Below are 24,876 nucleotides of genomic sequence, written 5' to 3'. Positions count from 1 at the left end.
TTACCAGTTGAGCCTGATGAGTCGCGTTAGGTAGCCGATACTCGGTGTCGCGGCAGTGCCTCACCTGCTAGAACGCTGGAATGACGGATCGCAGCATTGTCGTGGTCGGCGCCGGCATCTTCGGGGAGTCACTGGCGTACCACCTGGCCGGGCGCGGCCGACCCGTCACGTTGATCGATGCAGGCCTGCCTGGTTCGGGCGCCACCCGCGCTTCTTTCGCCTGGATCGGACGACCGGTCACCAGCGACTTGCCCTCGGCGCCGCTGCGCTACCCTGCACTGGACGAGTACCGGCGGCTGGAGACGGAACTTCCCGAATTGTCGATCCGCTGGTCGGGCTCAATCAGCTGGGACGGCTTCGACGAGACCCCGGGGCCGCGCACGGACGATGTCGGAGCGCTGGAACCGCACCTGCTCAACCCCCCGGCCGTGGCCATCCATCGCCCGGAAGATACGGCATTCGACCCGGTCGCGGCGACCGATCTCCTGGTCACCGCCGCGCGCAACCGGGGCGCGCGGTTGCTGACGGGGGCGCTGGCGACTGCCCTTGACCACCGGGCGGGCACAGTGAGCGGCGTCCAGACGACCGCCGGAGTTGTTCCCGTCGAGACCGTCGCCCTGGCCGCCGGTACCGGCACGGTTGCCCTGTGCTCCGGGATCGGCACACCCTGCCCGTCGAGCCGTCGCCCGCCATCCTTGTCCGGCTGCGCACACGCCATGCCATGCCATGCCATGCCATGCCATGCCATGACAAGACAAGACATGGGCCGGAACGAGCTGTATGTGCAGGTATTCCTATGGTTAGAGAGTGATTGAGTTCGAGCCCGATCGCTTCAGGTGGGAGCAGATCGCCGACACCCTCCGCCAACGCATCAGCGACGGCACCTACCGGCTCAAGCACCTACTGTCCGAGGTGCAGCTCATGCAGGAGTTCGACGTACCCGCGGTACCCTCCGCAAAGCCATGCAGCGACTACGCGACGAAAAGCTCATCTACACGATCCCCAGCCTGGGCAGCTTCGTCGGCCAACGCACCGAACCCAACACCACCGCCGACCAACCCTGAGCAGGCAGCTTATGACGCGGAGGCGGCATCGGCGTAGCGGGGCTCTGCCCGCCGGTTGCGACCAGTGGGGCTGCGCTATTCAGGGCTTGTCGGCCGCCACCTGGCACACGCCGTACGAGGCGCTGCTCTTCGCTTCCCGCACCACCTGGCCGTCGATCTCGACCCGGCACTCCACCACGCCCTCGTTGCCTGCGTTCTGCACCCACGGGTACAGGCGCGGCTGCGACTGCCCGGTCGTCCTGGACTTCGACGGTATGCAGGCAGAGATCTGCCACTAGAAGCTCGACGAGCTGTCAATCCCCTCAAAGCGTGGAGACGGGTCTATGCCACAGCGGTCCTCAGCAGGGCCGATGAGGCTTGTCTCTTCTCGATCATGTGACGTTCGAAGGTGATGGGCGGCAGTCCGTCGTTGGCGCTGTGCCGCTGGCTGGTGTTATAGAAGTCGGCGATCCAGGTGGCGATCTTCAGGCGGGCCTCGGCCCGGGTGCGGAACCGATGGCGGTGTACGTACTCGACCTTGAGGGTGCTGTTGAACGCCTCGGCCGCTGCGTTGTCGAGCGCGCAGCCCACGCGGCCCATGGACTGAACCACGCCCAGGCGCCCGCATAGCTCCTGGTAGCGGGCCGCGGTGTATTCCGAGCCGCGATCCGAGTGGAAGATCACCCCGTGCACAGCTGTCAATCGGCTGGGACGCTATAGACATCACAGCGGCGATCACAGGCTGGGAGTCGCTGGAGCTGACGCCTGAGTGGTCACGCTCCGACGAACGACTAGAGCCATTCGTCGGTCAGGAACTGTCCCAGGTCACTCTGCTCGAGTGGCGATCTTCAAGCCTCGACCTGGCGCGCGGCACCGTTGCCGTGGAGTTTGTGTTCCATAGCAGTCGCTTCCAGATCGTCAACCCCGGCTCGTCCATGTGCGACTCGATGGCCGCCATTCCCTGCCCGTTGATCTCATGCGCGGCATCGAAGTCGGCGGCCTCTCGATGCGCCTGAACGAGGAACCACACCGCTCACGACAACGCCAGCGGATCCTCTGACTCCCGCGCGGCGGTCAGCGCCCGGTCGGCCACCCGCCACAGCAGGTCCGGCGCGGGCTGGTAAGCGACGAACGTCTGAGTCAGACCATATGTCTCCGCAAGCAGTGCCTGGGCGGTGCGCCGGTGCTTGCCTCGGTACATCCAGGCGGCCAGCTGGGCATCGCGAATCAAGTCGGGCAGCAGATCACCGAGGGCAGTGCGGTGATCGGGAGAGGCATACCTGATCACCGCACTGCCGCATCGAGTCGTGCCCGAAGGCTGGTGAGCGGCTGCACAGTGCCGCGCGGCTGGATACGTACGGCGTTGACGGCCTCTCGGACAGCGTTCAGCGCCGGATGGCCGGAACCGGTGAACATCCGCACGGCCGTGCCTATGGCGGCCCGCCGTCCAACGCTCTTCGGTCGTTCGACGAACGTCTTCACGCCACTCTGCTCTGAGGGGGATCATGATCCGCATCGCCGTCTCCGGCCACCGGGGCTTGCCGGAAAAGACTGCCGTACTGGTCGATCGGGCGATTTGTGAGGCGCTCGCGGAGTACCTCCAGGACATCAGTGGATTGTCCTACTTGGCGGATGGAGCCGATCAGATTTTCGCTCGCCGGGTACTCGACCTTGGCGGAGCACGGAAGGCGGTGATTCCGGCCAAGGCGTACCGAGACGGGCTGCCGAGCGAGTGCCATGCGGCTTACGACGAGTTGCTGGGCCGGGCGGTCCGGGCTCACAGGCTGGACTTCGTGGAGTCCACCTCGGAGTCCCACATGACGGCCAGTGCGCGCATGCTCGACGACGCCGATGTGTTGTTCGCCGTCTGGGACGGACAGCCCGCCCGAGGCTACGGCGGCACCGCTGACGTGGTGGCCGAGGCCCGGGGCCGGGAGATGTCCGTCCGGGTGATCTGGCCCGAAGGAGCCCGGCGAGATTAAGAGCCTCTAGGCGCTAGATAGCACCAGGACCTCGGCGTCGCGCCGATCGCCTTGGCCCGGTTGCTCTTGAGGGTCGACCGGCTCGATCAGCGTCATGCCGCGTGCTTCGAGGGCGGAACCCGCTTCCGGGGCGTACGTGCGGGGCGGTGTGGCGGTCGCCGAGATCACCGGCGGGCCGGTGGAGGACTTCAGGGAGTCGCGACCTCCATGTCCCCGGAGTCGCTGGACAGCGCGATCGAACGCTGGGCCGAGGTGTCACTGGCGGTCCTGATGACCTTGTTCCCGGAGTCGGTTTCGGCGTCGATCCGGTACGGCGTCTGCGGCACGTGGATCACGGTCTTGCCCGAATCGGTAACGGTCGTGACCGTGTCGGGCGGCCCGGTGAAGGTCAGGGTCATGTCCCCCGAATCGGTCTTCGCGACGACGTACTTGGCCGTCAGGCCGCTGGCCTCGACGGCTCCGGAGTCGCTCGTGGCCTCCAGCGTGCCCGACAGCCCCTTCAGCGTCAGGTCCCCCGAGTCGGAGCGGACCTTGACGCGCAGGCCTTTGGGCACCTCGACCTGGTAGCTCACGTCGCAGGTCACGCCCCAGGCGCCCAGCCCCCAACTGGTCGGGCAGTCGAACGCCAACTCCAGCGTGTCACCCCGTACCTCGCGGCGGGTCGTCGGCTTGTTCTTGCGCCAGTTGAGGCGCTCGATCACATGAATGCCCTGCCGATCCGACTCGACCACATCCACGGTGCCGGCGTCGGCTTCGATGTGCAGCGCCGCCACCTTGTCGGTGAGGTCGTACGACGCGGTGTCCGCCTCGGACGGAATACCGGCGCCGCATCCGGTCAACACCGCCGCGAGCCCGAGCAGGCCCGCGATCACCGCTGTTCTCTCCATCTTCATGGTGCTCAATTCTGGGCGACCCGCCCCGTACCCGGCCTCAAGGTCATCCCTGAAATCCCCCTGATGACATCACTGAGTGAACCCGGCGATCACCAAGGGCAGCGCCTTGCGAACGGTCTGGTTATGGTCCACGTCGCCCGCGTCGGTGAGGGTCTGCGTCGCGCCGCGGGAGCGCAGGTCGTCGCACCTTGTCCAGGAACTCCGCCGCGAACAACTTCTCGGACGTCGGCGGCAGCGCCTTGACGATCCCCGCGGCCTGGTGGTTCCCGTCGAAGAGCCCCTCGGCCTGCTTGTCGTACGGGCGCGGAACAGGCTGGCACACCCACCCACGATAACAGAGCGCGCGCTCCGGAATGGTGTATCTTTTGTGGATGTCGTCCTGACCGGAGTAATTACCGAAAGTAATGAGGCGATCTTGGTACGTGGGCGGAAGCGGTCACGTGAGCGACCTCGCCAGCGGAGCTGAGGGCCTGCCGCGCCCGCGCTCGCAGTGGAGCCGATCTCCGGACTCGAGCGGCATCCCCCCTGTGACGACGTCAAGTCAGGAGTTTTCGATGTTTCGCAGATCTCTGTCGGTCGTTCTTGCGACGGCCTCCGTCATGACCCTGCAAGCACTCGCGTCAGCGCCGGCGAACGCGGGCGCGTACGGCTGCACCGGATCGCTGGTGCGCAGCTGGCCCCTGCCGCTGAAAGACGCCATTACCCGAAAGACCTATTACCGGAGTGACGTCAAGCTCTACTACAACGCGAGAACCGGCTGGAACTGCGCCGTCCTCGCCAAGCGTCCCGGCCTCCCACGGTACGGCGTGCGCACTCCGATGAATATATATATGGAAAACGACCTTATGGGCGACGACAATGTGAAGAACGTGAAGAACAAGAGAGACTACGATGGTGGGAACTTCAAGGTCTACGCGGGTCCGGTGAAGGTCTACGGCAGGAACCTCTGCGTGACCATCAAGGCCGAACACGATGACGCCGAGAACCACGGCAGCGAGCCCACCAAGTACCAAGGTCGTCTCTGGCTCCTCAGGGTGGGTTGTCGCTGATCCGCTCGGACCGCTGAACCACCGTGCCGGCGTGCTTCCTGCGGGCTGAGCGAGTACGCCGCCCGCAGGATTCCTATGCTTGGGCCCGTGCACGATCACTCCGGCCATCAGCATCCTCTCGACCGATGGGGGAGCGCACTGCGCTACGTCGCGGCGCTGGCGCCGATGCTCTTTTACGGCGCGCTCTGGGTCTGGCTCGTCCCGCAGGAGCCGGATCGGCTGCCACGCGCCCTGCTCGACGTGGGCCTGAGCGTGGTGGCGCTGGTCCTCATGAGGTGGCGGCACCGGTGGTCGTGGCAGATCGCCGCGGTGACCGCGCTGCTGACCGTCCTGTCCAGCATGGCGACCGGTCCCGCTTATGTGGCGTACGTGTCCCTGTGCGCGCACCGCCGCTGGCGGCAGATCATCCCGATCGCGGCCCTGTTCTGGGCCTGCGCGGGCGGGTACGCGTTCGCGGGCGGCCCCACGCAGCAGGCCATGATCAGCCTGGTCACCAGCACCGCGATCCTCGGCGGGCTGACCGTCTTCGGTCTCTACCTCCGGTCCCTGCGCGAGGCCGACCTGGCCGCCAAGCGGGCCGAGCTGCAGCGCATCGAGCAGGCCAAGCTGACCGAACGCGCGAACATCGCCCACGAGATGCACGACGCGCTGGCCCATCGCATGTCGCTGCTGGCGATGCTCGCCGGCGGGCTGGCCCACCGAACAGACCTCGGCCCGGAGGAGATGCGGCAGACCGCGCAGGCCGTCCAGGAGAGCGCCCACCAGTCACTCAACGAGCTTCGCACCGTGCTCGGCACCCTCCACTCCGAGGGCGATACCGCGGGCCCGCAGCCGACACTGGCCGACCTGCGAGAGCTGTTCCATGAGGTACAGGCGGCCGGGCAGAAGGTCGACGTGGCCGACACCATCGAGCAGCGCGACCTGCTGCCCACACAGACCGGGCGCAACGCCTACCGGGTCGTTCAAGAGGCGCTCACCAACGCGCGCAAGCACGCGCCAGGCAGCAGCGTGACGGTCGAGCTGAACGGGCAGCCGGGCGACGCGCTGTGCATCCGCGTGACCAACCCGACGCCTTACGGGGCTTTCGCCGGTCCCGGTGGCAGGCTGGGCCTGGTCGGCCTGGGGGAACGGGTCCGTATGGCGGGCGGCACGATAGCGCACGCCAACCAGAACAGGCACTTCGTCCTCGATGTCCGGCTGCCGTGGAAAGCTTGACCCCCTGAAGAGTTGCCACTCAGGGCCTCTGCGTCCGCGGCTCCCCCGGTGGTGGCGGGCACCCGATCGATGTGGAAGCCGATCTGCGGCGTCCGGGCCGACCAGGGAGCCATCTCGGTCGGATTCTCGACCTGTGTCGGCATCGGCTTGGCCAGGAGCCGTTTGGAGTGTGATTCGAGCGATTAGGGTGAGCAGCGAGGGCACACTAGTCGGGTAGCGGTTCTCTGCCGGGAGACGCGGATGGCGTTCTGGTCGCGGCTGTTCAAGTGGGGGGCGGGCGATCCGCTGGCCGAGCGGGAGGAAGCGCGTCGGCAGGGGATGCGGGATGCCCGGCAGCATCCGCTTGGGGAATTCACGGACCCGGAGTTCCAGCCTTCGTACGTGACCGAGGTGCGTGCTCTGGCGCGGGAGCGGATCACCGAGGTCGATCGGCGGCTGGCGGCCACCAGGACCGCGCTGCTTGAGCGGGCTGTGGGGGCTCGGGAGACGATACTGCGCGAGCTCGGGCGGGCCGATCTGCGGCCGGTCGGCGGCAACGGGTCCGGATCCGGGGTCAAGGGTGCCGGATCGGCGGGTGATTCCACTGCTGCTTCTGCCGATGCTTCGACCCGGACCTCCGCTGGTGGGGAGGATGCGTTCATTTCCATCGCCGAGGCCAGGCGGCGGCGGGGTGAGGCGCGGCGCAGGGTGGTGTTACAGGAGGCCAGTGACACGGTTCATCGGGCCAGGGCGCAGATCGAGCGGCTCACGCAGGAGTGGGAGAGTGCGCTGATCGAGCGCAACCACGCCGTGGAGACCGTGCATGCCAGGGCCGAGCAGCTCATCGCCGCCTATCGGGGTGGGGTGATGCGGGCTCATCCGCGCAAAGAGGAGATTCCGTCGCTGTGGAAGGGCGAGGTCATCGCGATGGACTCCTCGGGGGACAGTGCGGTGGCGGTCTCCGGGCGGGAGGAGATCGGGCGGATCATGGAGGAGGTCGAAGCGCGGATCGAGGTGTGGCACGCCGAGGTCATACCCCAGGCGCTGCCCAGCGAGGTACGGCGCTCCCTGCCCAGAGAGGCGACCCCCGATGACGACCTGGACTCGGAGAGTTCCGATGGGGACCTCAGTTCGGACGCCACCTCCGATTCGGACGCCGCCCTGGGTCCCGACGCCGATCCCGATCCCGGCCCCGATGCAGGCCACCACACCGCTTCCACCACACACACCGACTCGGCCCCCGCCTCCGAACTGGACCCCGTTGAAGAGATGGCGCCTGATCGGAGGGCCGGGCCGGAAGGTGACGGGCCGAGGGCTGGAGGAAGGCGATGACGGATGGCGGTGGCGGCGACGCCGGGAGCCGGGGGAAGCCCTTGACGCAGGTGGCCAGGCGGCGGGCAATCGCTTCGGTGGCCGTGGTGGTGCTGGTGGTGGGCGGGGTCGCTGGGTGTGGGACTGAGGCGAAGGCCGTGTGCGGGGTGGTCGTGGACTCCACGAGTTATGCCGATCCGGCGAGCTCCCGCAGTGATGTCACCTCCAAGTTGCCCGCCTTCGCCCAGGGCTGTGACTGGATCGCGTACGCCGCCGTGACCGGGAGCTCCGAAAGCAGTACGTGCCGCCAGGACCCGGTGTCCATCGCGGCGACCAAAGCCGAGAACCCCAACGCGAACCCGGTCGTCGAGGACCGCATCCGGGCCCATCGGATCACCGAGGTGCTCCCCCGCGCGGTGAAGCTGTTCGACTGCCCGACCGAAGGCCAAGGGTCGGATGTGCTCGGTGCGCTCCGGTACCTGGTCAAGCAGATGAACGCCCAGCGACAGCCGGACAAGGCGCATCAGATCATCGTGTTCAGCGACCTCATCAACAACCGAGGCGAGCTGAACATCAACAAGCTCGACCTGAGCGAGGCTGCCAGAAAGCAGAAGGCCAAGCAGTTGCGGGAGTCGCAGTTGATGCCTGATCTGGCGGGTTACGGGGTGGTCGTGCATGGGTTTCTGCGGGAGAAGACGGCGAGTCCTGACCGTTTCCCGCTGCTGGAGGACTTCTGGAAGGAGACGTTCGAGGCGGCGGGAGCGAGCCCGGTCGACCTCCTGTAGCCGGGGGTTTCGAGAGCGCTCTCTGGCTGCGGGAAAATGGCCTTGCTCCCAGCCGTCAAGGCTGTGAATGCGGTTTGTTGACACGGCGTTACGGCTGTGTTTACGTCTCGGTGAGAGAGCGCTCTCTAGCAAACGATCTCTGCTCAAGCCTCCGCATCCCCCAGGAGCAAGGAATGGCAGCACAATCACCGAGCCGCAGGCGCTTGGCGGCGGTGGCCGTGGCGCTGGCGGTGCTCTCCGCCCTCCTCGTGCACGTGGCCGTGAGTGCGTCCGCGGCCGTGCCCCCAACCCCTTCCGGCTGGTCACTCGTCTGGTCGGACGACTTCAACGGCAACGCGGGCGCGCCGCCCTCGTCGGCCAACTGGATCGTGGACACCGGGCACGCGTACCCCGGCGGGCCGGGCAACTGGGGCACCGGCGAGATCCAGAACTACACCGGCTCCTCCTCCAACCTCGGCCTCGACGGCGCCGGAAACCTGCGCATCACCCCCCAGCGCAGCAGCTCCGGCGAATGGACGTCGGCGCGCATCGAGACGACGCGGTCCGACTTCAAGCCGGCCGACGGGCGGGTGCTGCGCATCGAGGGCCGCATCCAGATGCCGAACGTGACCGGTCAGGCCGCCCTCGGCTACTGGCCGGCGTTCTGGGCGCTCGGCTCGCCGTACCGGGGCAACTACTGGAACTGGCCGGGCATCGGCGAGTTCGACATCATGGAGAACGTCAACGGCATCAACTCCGTCTGGGGCGTCCTGCACTGCGGCGTGAGCCCCGGCGGACCGTGCAACGAGACCACCGGCCTGGGCGCCAACCGCGCCTGCCCCGGCTCGACGTGCCAGGAGGCCTTCCACACCTACCGCTTCGAGTGGGACCGCAGCGTCAGTCCCAACCAGTTGCGCTGGTACGTGGACGGCCAGCAGTTCCACAGCGTAAGCCAGTCGCAGATGGACGCCACGAACTGGGCCAACATGACCGGGCACGCCGGCTACTTCCTGCTGCTCAACGTGGCCATGGGCGGGGCGTTCCCGAACGCGCTGGCCGGCAGTGGGACGCCGGTCGCGGCCACCGTGCCCGGGCGGCCGACGGTCGTCGACTACGTGGCGGTATGGCAGAGCGGCAGCTCCGGACCGACCAACCCGCCAGGCGGGGTGGACGCCCGCTCGACCATCCAGGCCGAGAGCTACCAGGCTCAGTCGGGCACCATCGTCGAGACCACCACGGACACGGGCGGCGGCCAGAACGTCGGCGCCATCGCCAACGGCGACTGGCTCCGCTTCGACGGCGTGAACTTCGGCTCCACGGCCGCCGGGCAGTTCAAGGCCAGGGTGGCGTCGGGGGCGGGGGCCGGGGTGAGCGGGCTCGTGCAGGTACGGCTCGACAGCCCCACCGCCACACCGATCGGCGACTTCGCGCTGGCCAACACGGGCGGCTGGCAGAGCTGGCGGACGGTACCGGCGAACATCTCGGGAGTAACTGGTACGCACACGGTCTACCTGACGTTCAGCAGCGGGCAGCCGGCCGACTTCGTCAACGTCAACTGGTTCACGTTCTCCACCGCCTGATCGCCCCGGTCCGTCAGTCCCCTGAGGGATCGCCTCTGGGGGGAGATGGCGGGACCGCTCTGATCACCTGGCTAGGGTGGCGTCATGATTCTGCGCCATGTGACGATCGACTGTGCCGAACCGTACGAGCTGGGGACCTTCTGGAGCCAGGTGACCGGGTGGCCGGTGTCCGACGAGGACGAGCCGGGTGATCCGGAGGTGCTCGTCGTGGCGCCCTCGCCTGTGCCGGGCCTGCTGTTCATCCGGGTGCCGGAGGGCAAGACGGTGAAGAACCGGATCCACTTCGACTGGATACCCACCGGCCACCGGACCCGCGACGAGGAGGTGGAGCGCATCATCTCCCTTGGGGCGAAGTTGTACGAGGACCACCGGACCGCTGACGGGCGCGGCTGGGTGACGCTGCGCGATCCTGAGGGCAACGAGTTCTGTGTTGAGCGCAGCGAAGCCGAGCGCGCCAACTGATCAGACGCTGGGCGACGCTCCCGGGGTGTTGGCGCTGCGGCGTCTGACCACGATGCGTTCGGCCCAGCTCGCCGCCTCCGGGTCGTGCAGGCCCTCCACCACGCCGCCCAGGTACGCCGTGCCGAGGCTGTCGAACCCGCTGTCGAGCTGCCTCATCCTGCTGGCCTGACGCCGCTCGACGGCCTGGAGGTACTGGGCGACGCTCTCCGCGTACCCGGCGTCTCGCTGGTAGTCGGCCTGGGCGGCGGCGCAGGCCGACGCCTCGGCGTCGCGTTTGGCGCGCAACTCGCGCAGGCGGCGGTCGTTGGGGTTGTGCATCCTGCGCCCCAGGTCCGCGGCGATCAGCGCGGTGGCGACGAGCAGGGCGAGCAGCAGGATCATGGTGGGCAGGAGGCCGACGCCGGAGGAGGTGGGCCCGATCTCCTGGCCGTCCACGACCAGCGGCTTGACCAGGGCCTCGCGGCGGAGCACGGCCACGGCGACGATCAGGCCGAGCCAGACGAGCGCGACACCGATCAGCAGCCAGCGCCCTTTGGCCGGGCTGCCGTTCTCCTGCCAGGCCCGGAACGACCTGCCGTACATGTGCGGTGCGACCAGCATGATCAACGCGGCGCCCGCCGCGAGCAGTGCGGTCATCGCCACGCTGTCGCCCCAGTTCAGGATCACCTGGTAGAGGATGGGCACCTCGACGATCAGCAGGAGCAGCAGGAGCAGCGCGGCGGGCAGCCAGCGGCGTACGACCGGCCAGCGGCTGCCGGACAGCGCGATGGAGCTGGGGCGGCCGTCGCCGGGGCGCCTGCTCGGCTGCTCCAGCTCGCGCACCCGGCGCTGGGTGTCGTCGAGGGCCTGGCGGGCCTCCCCGAACGTGCGCTGCGACTCGGTCAGCTTGATCTTCTGTGCCTCGAACTCGGCCCGGGCCTGCTGGATCTCGCGCTCGGTGAGGTTCTCGATCTGGGCCAGTTCGGCCAGGCGCTCGTCCTCCAGCTCGTGGAAGCGCGGCACGCTGCCGGTTTCGAGGGTGAGCGTGTCGATCTGGCCGTCGGTGGCGTGGGCGCGGCCCAGCTCGCGTTCCTCGCGGCGGCGCTGCGCCCAGTCGGGCAGGTGGTAGAGGTCTCCGTCGTACGCGACGGCGGGGGCGATACGGGCGACCTGGCGTGGCTCGTCGGATTCGTCCCCGTGCTCGTGCTCGTTCCGGCGAGTGAAGCGCATGCGGCCTCCAACGCGGTCCTGTCATTCGATGCTAATCGCCGGGAATGCGGAACAATGGCGTCGTGAGCGAATTGCCGGTGATCGATATCTCACCGCTCCTCTCCAGAGGGAACGCGGACGCCGTGGCGGAGCGGATCGGCGCCGCCTGCCGGGACAGCGGATTCTTCTACGTCTCCGGCCACGGGGTCTCCCCCGAGCTCGTCGCCCGCCTCGACGCGGCGGCCAGGAGGTTCTTCGAGCTGCCGGTCGAGGTGAAGAACGAGATCTCGATGGAGCGCGGCGGCCGGGCCTGGCGCGGGTTCTTCCCGGTCGGCGACGAGCTGACCTCCGGGCGGCCGGACCAGAAGGAAGGCATCTACTTCGGCGCCGAGGAGCCCGCGAGCGAGCTGCCGTTGCACGGCCCGAACCTGTTCCCCGAGCAGGTGCCCGAGCTGCGCGCGGCCGTACTTGACTACCTCGGCACGATGACCGGCGTCGCCCAGGCCGTCATGTCGGGGATCGCGCTCAGCCTGGAATTGCCCGAGGACTATTTCCGGACCGGCTACACGGCCGATCCGACCATCCTTTTCCGGATATTTCACTATCCGCCCGCGGCGCCGGACAAGGACGCGTGGGGCGTCGGCGAGCACACTGACTATGGGCTGCTCACTCTCCTGCTTCAGGACGGCAACGAGGGGCTCCAGGTCCACACCTCTAGCGGCTGGATCGACGCGCCGCCGCTGCCGGGCACGTTCGTCTGCAACATCGGCGACATGCTGGACAAGCTCACCGGGGGTCTCTACCGGTCCACTCCGCACCGGGTGCGCAACCTGAGCGGCAACGAGCGTCTGAGTTATCCGTTCTTCTTCGATCCCGGATGGGATTGTGAGGTGCCGCCGCTTCCGTACACACCTGGAGGCCGCGCGCGCTGGGACGGGCAGGATCTGCGAGCGTTCAGCGGCACATACGGGGACTATCTCCTCGCCAAGGTGTCCAAGGTCTTCCCCCATCTCGCCGACGCGCTATAGCCCCCGCGCCCGGCGGAGTGAGCCGGGCGCGGTGAGGCCGTCCAAGCGGTGAGGCCGTCTAGGTGGATTCCCGCACCACGAGGCGGGTCGGGACGATGACCGACGTGGTGTGCCTGCCTTCCAGCCTCGACAGCAGCAGCCTGGCCAGCGCCATGGCCTGCTCCGCGACCGGCGCCTGAACCGTGGTGAGGGACGGGGTGGTGCAGGCGGCCGCGTCTATGTCGTCGAAGCCCGCGATCGCCAGGTCGTCAGGCACTCGGCGGCCCGCCTGCCGGGCCGCGCGCAGCGCGCCGATCGCCAGGTGGTCGGAGGTGGCGAAGACGGCGTCCAGCCGGGGGTTGTCCGCGAGCAGGCGCCGCGCCGCCGCCGCGCCCGATTCCAGGGTGGGGTCGGCGGTTGCGATCAAGGGGTGCGCGCCTGCCCGTTCGAGCGCGTTTCGGTGCCCCGTCAGGCGGTCCTGGACCGTGACCAGGTCCAGGGGGCCGCAGATGATGCCGAGGTCGCGGCGGCCGGCGGCCAGGAGGTGGTTCGTCGCCGCCGCCGCGCCGCCGATGTTGTCCACGTCCACGTAAGGGACCAGAGAGGCGACCGGCGGCTTGCCGAGCAGGACCAGCGGCAGGCCCGTGCGGGCCAGGCTCTCGGTCAGCGGGCCGGTCCGGTCCGGCATGGCGAGGATGACACCGTCCACCAGCCGGGCCTCGACGTGCTGGACGATGCGCCGGTGGCTCTCCGCCGTGTCGGCGAGCATGAGCGTGATCCGCTTGCCCGCCCCTTCCAGGACGCTCGTGACGTACTGGACGACGGCCGCGGTCAGCGCCTCGCCGCCGGGTCTGGGCGCGGACAGGACCAGCGCGATCGACTCCGTGCGGCGCGTGACCAGGCTGCGGGCCGCCGCGTTGGGGACGTAGCCCAACTCCTGTACGGCGCGCAGCACGCTGGCGCGGGCCTCGGAGCTGACCGACGCCTCGCCGTTCATGACGCGGGACGCCGTGGCCCTGGAGACCGAGGCGCGGGCGGCGACGGTCTCCAGCGTGGGCCGTTTCGGACGGCTCTCGCCCAGGCCGTTGCGCTTGATGACGTCGCGGTACCAGTGGGCGCTGTCCTTCGGCCGCCGCCGCTGGGTGGCGAAGTCGACGTGGTAGACGCCGAACTTGCGCTGGTACCCGTCGGCCCACTCCAAGCAGTCCAGCAATGACCAGAGCAGATATCCGCCGACCCGCGCACCCTCCTCGATCGACACCCGGAGTGCCCGCAGGTGCTCCTCGATGAAATTGATCCTGTCGACGTCGTGAATGCCGTCGCCCGATATCACGTCGACGAAATCGGCGCCGTTCTCGGTGAGCATCAACTGGGTTTCTGGATATTCCCGGGAAAGGCGGCGGAGCAGCAGCGGGAGTGCGTCCGGGACGATCGGCCAGCCCATCGCGGTCACCGCCGTCGGCACGGTGCAGAAGAGAATTCCCGCGCTTCCCGGATAGGCCGGGTCGGCGGGCTGACTCGGCTGGGCCTGTACGACGGTCGGCGCATAGTAATTGACGCCGAGCAGGTCGATCGGCTGGGAAATGGTGGCCAGGTCGCCGTCCTGGATGTGGTCGAGGCCCGCGGCCCGCTCGATGACCGGAAGCAGCTCGGCGGGATAGGCGCCGCGCAGCACGGGCTCCAGGAACTGCCGGTGCAGCAGCGTGTCGATCCTGGCCACCGCCTCCGCGTCCTCCTCCGGCAGCTCCATCGACAGGTCGCCGACCTGGCCCGGCGTCATGACGGGGCCGAAGTTGAGCACCAGCCCGACCTTGGACGGGCGCAGCGCCTGGGTCGCGAGCCCGTGCGCCAGCAGCAGGTGGTGCGCGCTCCTGAAGGCGTCGGCCGCCGAGGTGCGGCCCGGCGCGTGAATGCCGGAGCCGTAACCGAGAAAGGCCGCCACCCACGGCTCGTTGACCGTGAACCAGGTATCGACGCGGTCGCCCAGCCGATCACGCACGACCCGCGCGTAGTCGGCGAAATGAGCGGCCGTGTCGCGGACCGCCCAGCCGCCCTTGTCCTCCAACGCCTGCGGCAGATCCCAGTGGTAAAGCGTCGCGTACGGCTTTATGCCCGCGCCGAGTAATTCGTCGACCAGCTTCTCGTAGAAATCCAGCCCGGCGGCGTTGATCCGCCCCGAGCCATCGGGGACCACCCGCGGCCAGCTCACCGAGAAACGATAGGCGGTCACGCCCAGGTCTTTCAGCAGGCCGATGTCCTCGACATATCTGTGGTAATGGTCGCAGGCGGCCTGCGAATCGGAAAAGGTGTCCCAGATGGACGGTCCCCGGCCGTCGGCCACATTGGCGCCCTCAATTTGATAGGCGGACGTCGAGACGCCCCAGACGAAATTCTCGGGAAAGGCTGCGCTGCTCACTTGCCCAGTATCCTCCGGTGAAAGATCGAGCGCCCAGTCTCCCCCGGCGCGCTCGTCGCGCGCCAGCCGGGACAGGCTGTATACAGGGCGCGTGGAACTGGACCGGCTGGATCGTGACATCATCGCGGCGCTCGTCGACGACGCCCGCCAGACCTATGCGGAGATCGGGCAGCGGGTCGCCCTGAGCGCGTCGGCCGTGAAGCGCCGGGTCGACCGGCTGCGCGATGCCGGGGCGATCACCGGGTTCAGCGCCAGGGTGGCGCCGCAGGCGCTCGGCTGGACCACCGAGGCGTACGTCGAGCTGTTCTGCCAGGGCAAGACCAAGCCGTCCGACATCGCGCTGGCCGTGGCCAAGTGCCCGGAGGTCGTCGCGGCGGCCACGATCACGGGGGAGGCCGACGCGCTGGTGCACATCCGGGCCACGGACGTGCGGCACGTCGAGCGGGTGATCGAGCGGCTGGCCGCCGAGGCGTTCGTGGTGCGGACCAAGAGCTCGATCGTGCTGTCGCGGCTCGTCGACCTGCCGCCGGGAGCCATCCCCGAGGTGCCGCCCACCGGCGGTGCCCTGCCGGAGTCGGACCCGTTCGGGGGTTCCGTACCGGATGAGCGCAACAGAACGCAGGTCGGTGGTTGAGACTCGCAACAGACCCGCGCGTACACGCAATGTCAACCCCTTGGCCTGCGCAAACATAAATTTCTAGGCTGTCTTCGTCCCCGCAGGGGACATTTCCCGACGACCCCGACGGAGACCTGCATGCCCAAGCACTTCCTCATGTGCCGCCCGGAATACTTCACGGTCGAGTACGCGATCAACCCGTGGATGCATCCCGAGGCCGACACCGACCGCGATCTCGCGATCCGGCAGTGGGAGGGCCTCAAGTCGGCTTACGAGAGCCTCGGGCACCAGGTCAGCCTCATCGATCCCGTCGAAGGGCTGCCCGACATGGTGTTCGCCGCGAACGGCGCCCTGGTCGTCGGCGGGCGCGTCTACGGCGCCAGGTTCGCCTTCCCGGAGCGGGCCGCCGAGGGTCCGGCCTACCTGCGCTGGTTCGCCGAGAACGGCTTCCCGGTCAAGGAGCCGGTGCACGTCAACGAGGGCGAGGGCGACTTCCTCACGCTCGACGACGTCATCCTGGCCGGCACCGGCTTCCGTACGAACCTGGCGGCGCACCAGGAGGCGCAGGAGTTCACCGGCCGGCCGGTGATCTCGCTGACGCTGGTGGACCCGCGTTTCTACCACCTCGACACGGCGCTGTTCCCGATCGACGGCCGCAACGTCGCCTACTACCCCGCCGCCTTCTCCGAGGGCAGCCGCGCGGTGCTGGCCCGGCTGTTCCCGGACGCGGTGCTCGCGACCGACACCGACGCCGAGGTCCTCGGGCTGAACGCGGTCAGCGACGGCACCCACGTAGTGATCAACGCCGAGGCGGGCGACCTCCAGCTGGAGCTCAAGCGGCGCGGCTACGAGCCGATCCCCGTCGACCTGTCAGAGCTGCGCAAGGCAGGCGGCGGCCCCAAGTGCTGCACGCTGGAGATCCGGGGGGAGAACTGAGATGAGCACCACCCAAGAGCTGATCGACGTAAGCGAGCGCCGTAGCGCGCACAACTACCACCCGCTGCCCGTGGTCATCCACGAGGCACACGGCGCGTGGGTGACCGACGTCGAGGGCAAGCGTTACCTGGACTGCCTGTCCGGCTACTCCTCGCTCAACTTCGGGCACGGCAACCCGAAGATCATCCAGGCGGCTCAGGAGCAGCTGAAGAACCTGACGCTGACCAGCCGGGCGTTCTATCACGACCAGTTCGCCACGTTCTGTGCCGGGCTCGGTGACCTCACCGGCAAGGACATGATCCTGCCGATGAACACCGGCGCCGAGGCCGTCGAGACCGCCGTCAAGGTCGCCCGCAAGTGGGGCTACGAGGTCAAGGGCGTCCGGCCGGAGCAGGCCAACATCATCGTGATGGAGGACAACTTCCACGGCCGGACGACCACGATCGTCAGCTTCTCCACCGACCCCGACGCCCGCGACAATTTCGGTCCCTACACCCCGGGTTTCCGGATCGTGAAGTACGGCTCGGTCGAGGCGATCAGGGAGGCGATCGACGCCGACACGGTGGCGGTGCTGCTGGAGCCCATCCAGGGCGAGGCCGGGGTGCTGGTGCCGCCGGACGGCTACCTCACGCAGGTGCGGGAGCTGTGCACCGCCGAGGGGATCCTGATGATCGCCGATGAGATCCAGTCGGGTCTCGGGCGCACCGGCAAGACGTTCGCCTGTGACCACGAGGGCGTCGTGCCCGACATGTACGTCCTGGGCAAGGCTCTCGGCGGCGGCGTCGTACCGGTCTCGGCGATCGCCGCGAACGCGGACATCCTCGGCGTGATCAAGCCGGGCCAGCACGGCTCCACCTTCGGCGGCAACCCGCTGGCCTGCGCGGTCGGCAACGCGGTTATCGAGATCCTCAACACCGGCGAGTTCCAGGCCAGGGCGAGCGAGCTCGGCGAGGTGCTGCACGCGCGGCTGCGCGAGCTGATCGGCCACGGCGTGGTGACGGTACGCGGGCGCGGGCTGTGGGCGGGCGTCGACATCGACCCGTCGCTGGCCGGCGGGCGCGAGCTCTCCAAGGCGCTGATGGCGCGCGGCGTGCTGGCCAAGGACACGCACGGCTCCACGATCCGGCTGGCGCCGCCGATCGTGATCGCGGAGGAGGACCTCGTCTGGGCGGTCGACCAGCTCGCCGACGCCCTGGCCTCGTTCCGCCAGAGCTAGAGACCACATCCGGAAACAGGTACGGCCCGCGCATCTACTCCGGGGCGCGGGCCGTACTGGTTCAGCCGGTCTTCGTAGGGACAGGGGCCGTCGGCTCAACGGTGGCCTCGGCTGTGGCCGAGTCGGTCGTCGGCTCAGCGGTGGGCGGGACGGTCGTCTCGACAGGAGCCGGAGCGGTGGCCGTGACGGTCACCTCGACAGTGGGCGGAGCGGTCGGCTGTCCGGTGGAGTCCGCCGTTGCGCCGGGTTGGGGCAGGCAGGAGGAGTCCTTCTCCGCCTTACTCGCTTGCTCCGGCAGCCGGTCCGCGACACTCACCTTCAGCTGGGCCGTCAGGGCGAGCACGCTGCCCACCGGCGCGCCGGCGGCCTTGGCGTCCACGACCGTGTGCCGCTCCCCCAGCAGCATGTGCGTGTCCCGATCGAAGATCAGCTGCTCCAGGATCCCGTGCGATTCCCTGCCCAGGGCCACCCCCTGGCGCCCGTCGGAGTCCTCGACCCCTTCGGCCACCTGCACCCCCGGGATCTCCTTGGCCGCCTCGAACAGCGCGTCACGCTGCGCCTTGGGCATGTACGTCTCCCTGAGCAGGTCCCCCGCCGCGACGAACGCCTCCCGGTCGGCCTCCCCCTTGCCGGCGGCCTCCTTGCCGCCGGACTGCGCGGGCTGCCGCTTGTAGAGGAAGTCCCGCATCGCCGCCGGGTCGTTCGGCAGCGTGCTGAGGTAGGCGTAGTCGGTCCGGAAGGCCGCGAGCCGGTCCGGGCAGGAAGCGAGTTGCATCCAACTCTCCCCCTTCCACTTCTGTGCCTCCTTGGGCAGCGGCTCGCCCGGCCACGGCTTGGGCGAGAGCCCCGCGATGAGCAGCACGCCGTCCGCGCTGGCATCGGCCGACTGCCAGATCTCGCGGTGCGTCCGGTAGAGATAGCGGATCATCTTGCCGTTGGCCTGCGTGAACGAGCTGTACATCGTGTTGGACGCGACCATGATGAACTGCCCCGGCTTGGGCTGCAGCTCACCGTCCGACACGGCCGCCGACTGGGTGGCGGCCGACGTGGCCACCCCGATCTTCGGCTGCTGCGCCGACAGAGCCACGGCCACGCCCCCGACAAGAGCGACCGTCACCCCGAACGCGGCCGCGGCCTGCCAGCCCAGCTTCGGCAAGCGAAACCCGCGCCCCTCGCGGGCCTCTCGTAGCAACCGTTCACGCGCCTTCGCGCGGGCCTCCTCCGGGTACGACGGAGCGGCCGGCCTCCCGTCCGCGAACATCCGGATCTCGTCATCCATGCTGGGGCTCCTCTGCGAAGGGGTCGATGCCGCCGAGAGCTCTGCGTACCTTGACGCGGAGCCGGTGCAGCCTGGACCGGACCGTGCCCACCGGCACGCCGAGCGCGAGCGCCGCGTCCTCGTACGTCAGGTCCGCCCACGCCACCAGCAGCAGCAGGTCGCGCTCCGCCGCGCTGAGCCTGGTCAGCGCCCGCGCCAGCCTGGGCTGGAGCTGCTCGGCGGTGACCCGGTCCGCGCTGCGGTCGTCGAACGAGCCCGGCCGCTCCGCGCTCACCTTCGACATCGCGTGAATGCGCCGTCGCTCCGCCCTGCGATGCTGGGCGACGACCTTGGTGGCGATGCCGTACAGCCAGGGCCTGGCGTCCGGCCACGTACGGTCATAGCGCGCCCGGACGCGGAAGGCGACCAGGAACACCTCGCCCGTCACGTCCTCGGCCGCTTCGGGACCGAGGCGCCTGGCCGCGTACCGGTGGATCTCGTCGGCATGCCGGTCGAACAGCACCGCGAAACGTTCCGGATCAATCACCGACTGCGCGATCAGCGCCGAGTCGTCCAGCGTTTCAGGTTTCTCCTGAACACCCACCACGTGCCGGTCCTCTCTCATGCGGTCACCCTGTTGTTGACCGCACGCGGGACCTCGGTTCCACCTATTTCACGCTATTTCCATGAGCCGCCGCCGAGCCGTCCCTGAGCCGCGCTTGAGCCGCCAGGCCAGGAGGCCCTCCGAAGCCCGCTGGGCCGTGAAGCCGGCCGCGTCGAGCTCGGCGTCGAGCCGCTCCCTGCCGGGCCGGTGGCTGACGCTCACCACCTCGTCCTCGCTGATCAGCACCCCACGCTGCCTGATCTGGTAGAGGAAGCGCCACGTGACGGTCTCGCCCGCCGTCTCCAGCACCTGTCCCCAGATCTCGTACGTGTGCCTGCCGACCTGGTACGACCCCATGCGCTCGAGCTCGCCCGGGACGGCGGGAGGCGGTTCGCGGTGGTTGAACACCAGCAGCCCGCCGGGTTCGAGCTGCCTGGCCAGGACCTCCCAGAGCCGCTCCCGCTCGGCGGCGTCGAACCCGTGCAGGACCGAGATCATCACGATGGCCTCGACCGGCTCGTCGACCTCCACGTCGAGCGCGCCGCACGGCAGGACGGTCACGCGGGACAGCAGGTCGGCGCGCTCGGCCAGGCGGGAGACCAGGACCGAGCGCATGCCGAGCGACGGTTCGACGGCGTAGATCTCCGCCGGCGTCTCCCACGCGATCAGCTCGGTGATCAGGCCGGTGCCGGCCCCGATCTCCATGATGCTCCGACCGATGCCGCTGAGCAGCGGCGGGAGGAGCCGGCGTACTTCCGGGACGTGCCCGTCCTCGTGCCACAGGTCGTAGAAGGGCACGGCGACGGAGTACTGGTCATGGTACACAAAAGCCAACGATAACCGTTTTCACGGAATCCGTACAGAATCGATGTGCTTGACCGCGTCACCGGATGATTCGTACCAGTCCAGTTCGCCGGGCAGCGTCAGCGTGGCCACGGCGTTCTGGAACCACGGCCCGGCGATGACCTCCCAGCGGAACGGCGGGCGCGGAATGCGGGCCAGCCGCGCCAGCAGCCCGCCGACCAGCGTGGCCAGGCCGAACTGGCTGAACACGTTGGCCCAGCGCAGCACCGGGCTGAGCGGGTTGCGGATCGGCGAGCAGACGACCTGGTAGATCGGCCGGCCGTTGACCTTGGCCAGGTAGGAGTAGTGCACGTCGCCGGACAGGAGCAGCACCGGCTTGCCGACCTCGACCAGCAGCCGGGCCAGGTCCTCGAACGAGCGGCGGAAGGCCGCCCAGTGCTCCAGGTCGATCGCCTGCCGGAACCGCTCCGAGAGCCGCGCGACTAACCGGCCCCACTTGCCGTCGCAGAGCGCCTCGTTCCAGTTCTGTACGAAGTGGACGCCCTCGGGCAGCAGGAACGGGATCGACGAGCCGATGACCAGCCGCTCGGCGGGCTTGGCGACCTCTTCCCGCAGCCAGGCCCACTCGACCGGGTCGAGCATCCGCCGGTCGCCCGGAGTCAGCTGCCTGGCGCACCGGGTGTCGACCATGATCAGGCGGGTGTCGCCGAGTTCGCGGGAGTAGCTCCACCGGTTGCTGCTCGGATCGGCGTCGGCCCGCTCGGCGAAGGCGTCGAGCGCGTCGCCGCCCTCGCCCTTCAGCAGGCTCGCCAGCAGCGCGTCGTCCGCCCGCTCGGCCGGCGACAGGTTGCCGAGGTGCTGGTAGACCCAGTAGGCGCCGAGCCCGGCGATCACCCGGCGCTTCCACCAGGAGGTCGCGGCCATCTGCTCGCGCCACGTCTGTGAGGTGTTCCAGTCGTCGCGCAGGTCGTGGTCATCGAAGATCATCGCAGTGGGCACGGTGGACAGCGCCCACCGGATCTCCGGCTCGGTCCACGCCTGGCGGTAGAGCTCGGCGTACTCCTCGAAGTCGGCGATCTCCTTCTGCGGCTCGCTGTTCCTGCGCGCGGCGATGAACTCCAGCATCTCCGGCGACGGGTTGTCGGCGTAGACCTGGTCGCCGAGGAGCAGCAGCAGGTCCGGCCACTCCTCGGGGCCGGCGTCCTTGAGGTGCGAGCCATAGGTGCGCAGCACGTCCTCGCCGTGGGTCAGGACGTACGTGCCGTCGTGAGGCACGCTCGTGCGGCAGGAACCGAACGCCAGCCGGCTCGGCCCCTCCGCCGGGAACAACCTGATCCGGCTGGGTGGCCAGCCTTCCAGCGGCCAGACCCGCTCTTCCCCTATCTTGACCACGTACGAGTCGACGTCCTCGGTCAGGCCGAGCAGATCGACGATCGCGTAGTGGTGTCCGTGGACGGTGAACGTGGACGAGGTGAAGACCCGGCCCGCGGCCTCCACGGTGACCACGCCGGGTTCGCCGACCTCCACCCAGATCGAGGCGCTGGCTGAATCGACGTAACGCAGCATGGGCCCGACGACCAGTGCGGGCATCAGTCCCCCAGATTCGACAGTTCGGCACACTTGCCGGGGCAAGCCTGCCAGAGTGGCGCGTTTGCAGCATCCCGCTCAGCGCATGTAATTGATGACAGCAGATCGCCTTGGATACGGCAATCCGAAAACCGTAGGCGGCGATAAACGCCGCGCTCTAGGATGATCGTGACACGAACGCCCAAACAAGGCAGGCAATGGCGCCTGTCTTACGTACCGGGCGTAGACAACAGGAGGACTCCCTTCCATGACCGTCATGGTGCCGTCAAGGACGCCGGCCCTGATCACACCTGGCCGCCAGGCCCTCGATTCGGCTCTCCACCAGCTGGACCAAGCCGCCGAACATCTCCGGCTCGACGCCGGGCTCCGCACGATGCTCGCCACACCGCGCCGCTCGCTGACCGTCTCGGTCCCCGTGCGCCGCGAGGACGGGCGCATGGACGTCGTCCAGGGCTTCCGGGTCCAGCACAACGTCTCACGCGGGCCCGCCAAGGGCGGCCTCCGCTTCCACCCGAGCACCGACATCCATGAGGTCACCGCGCTGGCGATGTGGATGACGTGGAAGTGCGCGCTGGTCGGCATCCCGTACGGCGGCGCCAAGGGCGGCGTGGCCGTGGACCCGACCGAGCTCACCCAGCGCGAGCTGGAGCGCGTGACCCGCCGCTACGTCAACGAGATCCTGCCGATGATCGGCCCGGAGAAGGACATCCCGGCCCCCGATGTCGGCACCGACGAGCAGACCATGGCCTGGATCATGGACACCTACAGCGTCAACACCGGCTACTCGGTGCCCGGCGTGGTCACCGGTAAGCCGCTGACGCTGGGCGGCTCGCTCGGCCGGACCGGCTCGACCTCGCGCGGCGTCCAGATCGCCGCCATGTGCGCGCTCGGCCGCTCGCCCGAGGGCGTGACGGTGGCCGTACAGGGGTTCGGCAAGGTGGGCGCCCCGGCCGCGCAATACCTCTCCGACGCCGGCTGCACGGTGGTCGCCGTGTCCGACGCGACGGGCGCGGTGTACGCCCCCGGCGGGCTCGACATCGCCGACCTGCGCGCCTGGGCCGCCGAGTCGGGCGGCGTGTCCGGCTACCGCCACGCGGACGCCCTGGACCACGCCGAGCTGTTCGAGCTGGACGTGGACGTGCTGGTGCCCGCGGCCCTGGAGGGGGCGATCACCGCCGAGAACGCGCCGCGGATCCGCGCCCGCCTGATCGTGGAGGGCGCCAACGGGCCCACCACGCCGGAGGCGGATGAGATCCTGGCCGCCAACGGCACGATCGTGGTGCCCGACATCCTGGCCAACGCGGGCGGGGTGATCGTGTCGTACCTGGAGTGGGTGCAGAACATGCAGGCCTACTCCTGGAGCGGCGGCGAGGTGGAGCTGAAGCTGCGCGACCTGATGGAGGGCGCCTACGCCGAGGTGCGTTCGCTGGCCACGGCCCGCGACCTCACCCTGCGGCAGGCGGCGCACGTCATCGGCGTCGGCCGGGTGGCGGAGGCACACCAGATGCGCGGCCTCTACCCGTGACGGCCTGAACTTTAGTAGCCCCCTGCCGTAGCCCTAGGTTCGATGCCCGTGCCTCCACCGACTCGCCATGGTGGAGGCATGAGGGGATTTCTGGGAGTGATCGCGGTCATTCAGGGGTTGGGCGGATTCGTGGCGCGAGTCTTCTTCGACACCGAATGGGGCCTGCTGCACAGGTTGTTCGACATCCCGACCCCCGTGTACCTCGCGGTCGCGGCAGCCGGCGTCGCCCTGCTCATCTGGAGCGATCAGGACCAAACCCCTCAGAGGGACACCAGCGACAACGGACCTTCTCCCTCACCCCCGAAGGAACCCCAGCCATAACGGGGTACCTCCCATAAGGACATCAGCCACCACAGACCATCACAGAGATCGATACCAGGGCGGTCACCGACCCTCATAGAGGCGGTAGGTGGCCAGGATGTTCAGCCGGTGCAGGTCACGGCAGAGCTGAAGCATGCCGGCCTGGGCCAATTCCCGTGGCACCGCATAGGCCGTGAGCGCCGCCGACAGCGCCGGGTCCAGCCGCTCCGCCCACGGGTTCGAGCAGGCGGCGAACGTCTCCTCCAGGCTCCGCCCGGCCGCCACGCTCGCGGCGACCTCGTCGTGGAGCACCTCCAGGTAGCCGACGAGCGCGTCGATGGCCGCGTGCCCGTCACCCATCGGCCCGTGACCCGGCACGATCGTGTCCAGGTCGGGCAGCGCCTCGCGCATCCGGCGCAGTGAGGCCAGGTAGGGCTCGGGTCCGCCCTGCAACAGCATGTGAGCGGTGCCCGCGTGGCAGAGGAAGTTGCCGGTCCACGCGGTGCGGGTGTCGGGGACGTACACGACGGTGTCGCCGGGGCCGTTGCCCGGGCCGAAGTGGTGGAGCTGGACCAGCCGTCCGCCCAGATCGATCTCGGCGTAGGAGTCGAACACCACGTCCGGGGTGCGCCACCGGCTCACCTCGTCGAGCAGCCCGCCGTCGCCGTACATGTTGGCGGACCTGATCTCCTTCTCGTACGCGAGGTCGGACATCTCGCTCTTGTTCCGCCGCGACGAGAGGATGACCACCTCGGCGGGGAACGCCGCGTTCCCGAACGTGTGGTCGCCGTGATACGTGGTGTTGACCAGGTAGCGCACGGGCTTGGCCGTCAGCTCGGCGGCGAGCCGCTGGATCTGGTGGGAGATCGCGGGCGTGATGCCCGCGTCGACCACCAGCGCGGCGTCGCGGCCGGCGATGAGGCCGTTGTTGTCCTTGGGCGGGATGCCGGCCATCAGCGCGTACACACCGTCGGCGAAGGCGTGCGGAGCCAGCTCCAGGCCGACCGGTGACAGGTTGGGCCCGCCGTATCCCTCGGGCCGCTCGGCGATCTCGCGTTCCGGAATTCTGGACTTGGACATCTTCTGCTCCTCTCGGCTGCTGCTAAAATAATAGAACACTCGATTATTTTGCAAGTGATTG

At 68.8% G+C, this 24,876-nt stretch carries 27 protein-coding genes and 1 pseudogene; 15 read left to right on the top strand and 13 right to left on the bottom strand.

Going from position 1 to position 24,876, the window contains the following annotated elements; translation table 11 throughout:
* Positions 1–80: 80 nt before the first annotated feature.
* Positions 81–815, top strand: coding sequence for an FAD-dependent oxidoreductase (locus AB0C30_RS23460; protein ID WP_357947507.1), 735 nt, complete (start codon positions 81–83; stop codon positions 813–815).
* Complete coding sequence (locus AB0C30_RS23455) at positions 808–1,101, top strand: hypothetical protein (protein ID WP_357947504.1); 294 nt, start codon at positions 808–810, stop codon at positions 1,099–1,101. Before AB0C30_RS23460 ends, AB0C30_RS23455 begins: the two co-directional genes overlap by 8 nt.
* A 42-nt stretch (positions 1,102–1,143) precedes the next feature.
* Here the strand turns inward: AB0C30_RS23455 and AB0C30_RS23450 are convergent, their stop codons facing one another.
* The 4 genes from AB0C30_RS23450 to AB0C30_RS23435 all read right to left on the bottom strand — a co-directional run bounded on the left by AB0C30_RS23450 (position 1,144) and on the right by AB0C30_RS23435 (position 2,525).
* Positions 1,144–1,266: a hypothetical protein gene (locus tag AB0C30_RS23450; RefSeq protein ID WP_357947501.1), complete on the bottom strand. Its 123-nt coding sequence runs from the start codon at positions 1,264–1,266 to the stop codon at positions 1,144–1,146.
* A gap of 119 nt (positions 1,267–1,385) precedes the next feature.
* A complete protein-coding gene (locus AB0C30_RS23445; RefSeq protein ID WP_357948138.1) occupies positions 1,386–1,736 on the bottom strand; it encodes an integrase core domain-containing protein in 351 nt (116 codons plus the stop codon).
* A gap of 340 nt (positions 1,737–2,076) precedes the next feature.
* Positions 2,077–2,274, bottom strand: coding sequence for a hypothetical protein (locus AB0C30_RS23440; protein WP_357947499.1), 198 nt, complete (start codon positions 2,272–2,274; stop codon positions 2,077–2,079).
* 53 nt (positions 2,275–2,327) lie between these two features.
* The gene (locus AB0C30_RS23435; protein WP_357947496.1) at positions 2,328–2,525 is read right to left on the bottom strand and encodes a hypothetical protein; all 198 of its coding nucleotides are present in this window, start codon (positions 2,523–2,525) and stop codon (positions 2,328–2,330) included.
* A gap of 23 nt (positions 2,526–2,548) precedes the next feature.
* Here AB0C30_RS23435 and AB0C30_RS23430 point away from each other — a divergent pair, with 23 nt between their 5' ends.
* Positions 2,549–3,025, top strand: a complete 477-nt coding sequence (locus AB0C30_RS23430) for a hypothetical protein (RefSeq protein WP_357947493.1) — start codon at positions 2,549–2,551, stop codon at positions 3,023–3,025.
* A gap of 188 nt (positions 3,026–3,213) precedes the next feature.
* Here AB0C30_RS23430 and AB0C30_RS23425 read toward each other — a convergent pair whose 3' ends face one another.
* Both AB0C30_RS23425 and AB0C30_RS23420 read right to left on the bottom strand, forming a co-directional pair.
* Complete coding sequence (locus tag AB0C30_RS23425; RefSeq protein WP_357947490.1) at positions 3,214–3,918, bottom strand: DUF4097 family beta strand repeat-containing protein; 705 nt, start codon at positions 3,916–3,918, stop codon at positions 3,214–3,216.
* A 121-nt stretch (positions 3,919–4,039) separates the two neighbouring features.
* Positions 4,040–4,240, bottom strand: a complete 201-nt coding sequence (locus AB0C30_RS23420; RefSeq protein WP_357947487.1) for a hypothetical protein — start codon at positions 4,238–4,240, stop codon at positions 4,040–4,042.
* 118 nt (positions 4,241–4,358) lie between these two features.
* Between AB0C30_RS23420 and AB0C30_RS23415 the strand changes: the two genes are divergently transcribed.
* From AB0C30_RS23415 to AB0C30_RS23390, 6 genes are all read left to right on the top strand, one after another.
* Positions 4,359–4,967 carry a hypothetical protein gene (locus AB0C30_RS23415; protein WP_357947485.1) on the top strand — a complete coding sequence of 203 codons (609 nt, stop codon included), beginning with the start codon at positions 4,359–4,361 and terminating at the stop codon, positions 4,965–4,967.
* Positions 4,968–5,054: 87 nt separating this feature from the next.
* Positions 5,055–6,182 (top strand): histidine kinase, encoded by a 1,128-nt coding sequence (locus tag AB0C30_RS23410; RefSeq protein WP_357947482.1) that lies wholly within the window; start codon positions 5,055–5,057, stop codon positions 6,180–6,182.
* A gap of 240 nt (positions 6,183–6,422) precedes the next feature.
* Positions 6,423–7,493, top strand: coding sequence for a hypothetical protein (locus AB0C30_RS23405; protein ID WP_357947479.1), 1,071 nt, complete (start codon positions 6,423–6,425; stop codon positions 7,491–7,493).
* Complete coding sequence (locus tag AB0C30_RS23400; RefSeq protein WP_357947476.1) at positions 7,490–8,257, top strand: hypothetical protein; 768 nt, start codon at positions 7,490–7,492, stop codon at positions 8,255–8,257. Before AB0C30_RS23405 ends, AB0C30_RS23400 begins: the two co-directional genes overlap by 4 nt.
* Before the next feature lie 173 nt (positions 8,258–8,430).
* On the top strand, positions 8,431–9,816 hold the full coding sequence (locus AB0C30_RS23395; protein WP_357947473.1) for a glycoside hydrolase family 16 protein: 1,386 nt from the start codon (positions 8,431–8,433) through the stop codon (positions 9,814–9,816).
* 84 nt (positions 9,817–9,900) lie between these two features.
* A complete protein-coding gene (locus AB0C30_RS23390) occupies positions 9,901–10,278 on the top strand; it encodes a VOC family protein (RefSeq protein ID WP_357947470.1) in 378 nt (125 codons plus the stop codon).
* Here AB0C30_RS23390 and AB0C30_RS23385 read toward each other — a convergent pair whose 3' ends face one another.
* Positions 10,279–11,487 carry a hypothetical protein gene (locus AB0C30_RS23385; RefSeq protein WP_357947467.1) on the bottom strand — a complete coding sequence of 403 codons (1,209 nt, stop codon included), beginning with the start codon at positions 11,485–11,487 and terminating at the stop codon, positions 10,279–10,281.
* A gap of 62 nt (positions 11,488–11,549) precedes the next feature.
* On the opposite strand from AB0C30_RS23385, the gene AB0C30_RS23380 reads away from it, so the two are divergent.
* The gene (locus tag AB0C30_RS23380; RefSeq protein ID WP_357947464.1) at positions 11,550–12,494 is read left to right on the top strand and encodes a 2-oxoglutarate and iron-dependent oxygenase domain-containing protein; all 945 of its coding nucleotides are present in this window, start codon (positions 11,550–11,552) and stop codon (positions 12,492–12,494) included.
* Between the two features lie 58 nt (positions 12,495–12,552).
* Here AB0C30_RS23380 and AB0C30_RS23375 read toward each other — a convergent pair whose 3' ends face one another.
* Positions 12,553–14,889, bottom strand: a complete 2,337-nt coding sequence (locus AB0C30_RS23375) for a GH1 family beta-glucosidase (protein WP_357947461.1) — start codon at positions 14,887–14,889, stop codon at positions 12,553–12,555.
* A 91-nt stretch (positions 14,890–14,980) separates the two neighbouring features.
* Between AB0C30_RS23375 and AB0C30_RS23370 the strand changes: the two are divergent.
* From AB0C30_RS23370 to rocD, 3 genes and pseudogenes are all read left to right on the top strand, one after another.
* A pseudogene (locus tag AB0C30_RS23370) lies at positions 14,981–15,415 on the top strand (Lrp/AsnC family transcriptional regulator); the annotation flags it as partial.
* 153 nt (positions 15,416–15,568) lie between these two features.
* Positions 15,569–16,441, top strand: a complete 873-nt coding sequence (ddaH, locus tag AB0C30_RS23365) for a dimethylargininase (RefSeq protein WP_357948135.1) — start codon at positions 15,569–15,571, stop codon at positions 16,439–16,441.
* 1 nt (position 16,442) lies between these two features.
* Positions 16,443–17,657 (top strand): ornithine--oxo-acid transaminase, encoded by a 1,215-nt coding sequence (gene rocD / locus AB0C30_RS23360; protein WP_357947458.1) that lies wholly within the window; start codon positions 16,443–16,445, stop codon positions 17,655–17,657.
* 61 nt (positions 17,658–17,718) lie between these two features.
* Here rocD and AB0C30_RS23355 read toward each other — a convergent pair whose 3' ends face one another.
* From AB0C30_RS23355 to AB0C30_RS23340, 4 genes are read right to left on the bottom strand one after another with little or no spacing between them, the layout of a single operon-like run.
* Positions 17,719–18,936 (bottom strand): CU044_5270 family protein, encoded by a 1,218-nt coding sequence (locus AB0C30_RS23355; protein WP_357947455.1) that lies wholly within the window; start codon positions 18,934–18,936, stop codon positions 17,719–17,721.
* Positions 18,929–19,540 carry an RNA polymerase sigma factor gene (locus AB0C30_RS23350; protein ID WP_357947452.1) on the bottom strand — a complete coding sequence of 204 codons (612 nt, stop codon included), beginning with the start codon at positions 19,538–19,540 and terminating at the stop codon, positions 18,929–18,931. Before AB0C30_RS23350 ends, AB0C30_RS23355 begins: the two co-directional genes overlap by 8 nt.
* Before the next feature lie 48 nt (positions 19,541–19,588).
* Positions 19,589–20,344 carry a class I SAM-dependent methyltransferase gene (locus tag AB0C30_RS23345; RefSeq protein ID WP_357947449.1) on the bottom strand — a complete coding sequence of 252 codons (756 nt, stop codon included), beginning with the start codon at positions 20,342–20,344 and terminating at the stop codon, positions 19,589–19,591.
* Between the two features lie 21 nt (positions 20,345–20,365).
* Positions 20,366–21,913 carry an alkaline phosphatase D family protein gene (locus tag AB0C30_RS23340; protein ID WP_357947446.1) on the bottom strand — a complete coding sequence of 516 codons (1,548 nt, stop codon included), beginning with the start codon at positions 21,911–21,913 and terminating at the stop codon, positions 20,366–20,368.
* A 244-nt stretch (positions 21,914–22,157) separates the two neighbouring features.
* Here AB0C30_RS23340 and AB0C30_RS23335 point away from each other — a divergent pair, with 244 nt between their 5' ends.
* Together AB0C30_RS23335 and AB0C30_RS23330 are read left to right on the top strand one after the other, a co-directional pair.
* Complete coding sequence (locus tag AB0C30_RS23335) at positions 22,158–23,435, top strand: Glu/Leu/Phe/Val dehydrogenase (RefSeq protein WP_357947443.1); 1,278 nt, start codon at positions 22,158–22,160, stop codon at positions 23,433–23,435.
* A 78-nt stretch (positions 23,436–23,513) separates the two neighbouring features.
* Positions 23,514–23,756 carry a hypothetical protein gene (locus AB0C30_RS23330; protein WP_357947440.1) on the top strand — a complete coding sequence of 81 codons (243 nt, stop codon included), beginning with the start codon at positions 23,514–23,516 and terminating at the stop codon, positions 23,754–23,756.
* A gap of 63 nt (positions 23,757–23,819) precedes the next feature.
* On the opposite strand, the gene AB0C30_RS23325 is transcribed toward AB0C30_RS23330, so the two are convergent.
* The gene (locus AB0C30_RS23325) at positions 23,820–24,815 is read right to left on the bottom strand and encodes an MBL fold metallo-hydrolase (protein ID WP_357947437.1); all 996 of its coding nucleotides are present in this window, start codon (positions 24,813–24,815) and stop codon (positions 23,820–23,822) included.
* Between the last annotated feature and the right edge of the window lie 61 nt (positions 24,816–24,876).

Source organism: Nonomuraea sp. NPDC048901, assembly GCF_040649695.1.
Classification (GTDB): domain Bacteria; phylum Actinomycetota; class Actinomycetes; order Streptosporangiales; family Streptosporangiaceae; genus Nonomuraea.
This window is presented reverse-complemented; position numbering and strand designations above follow the sequence as displayed.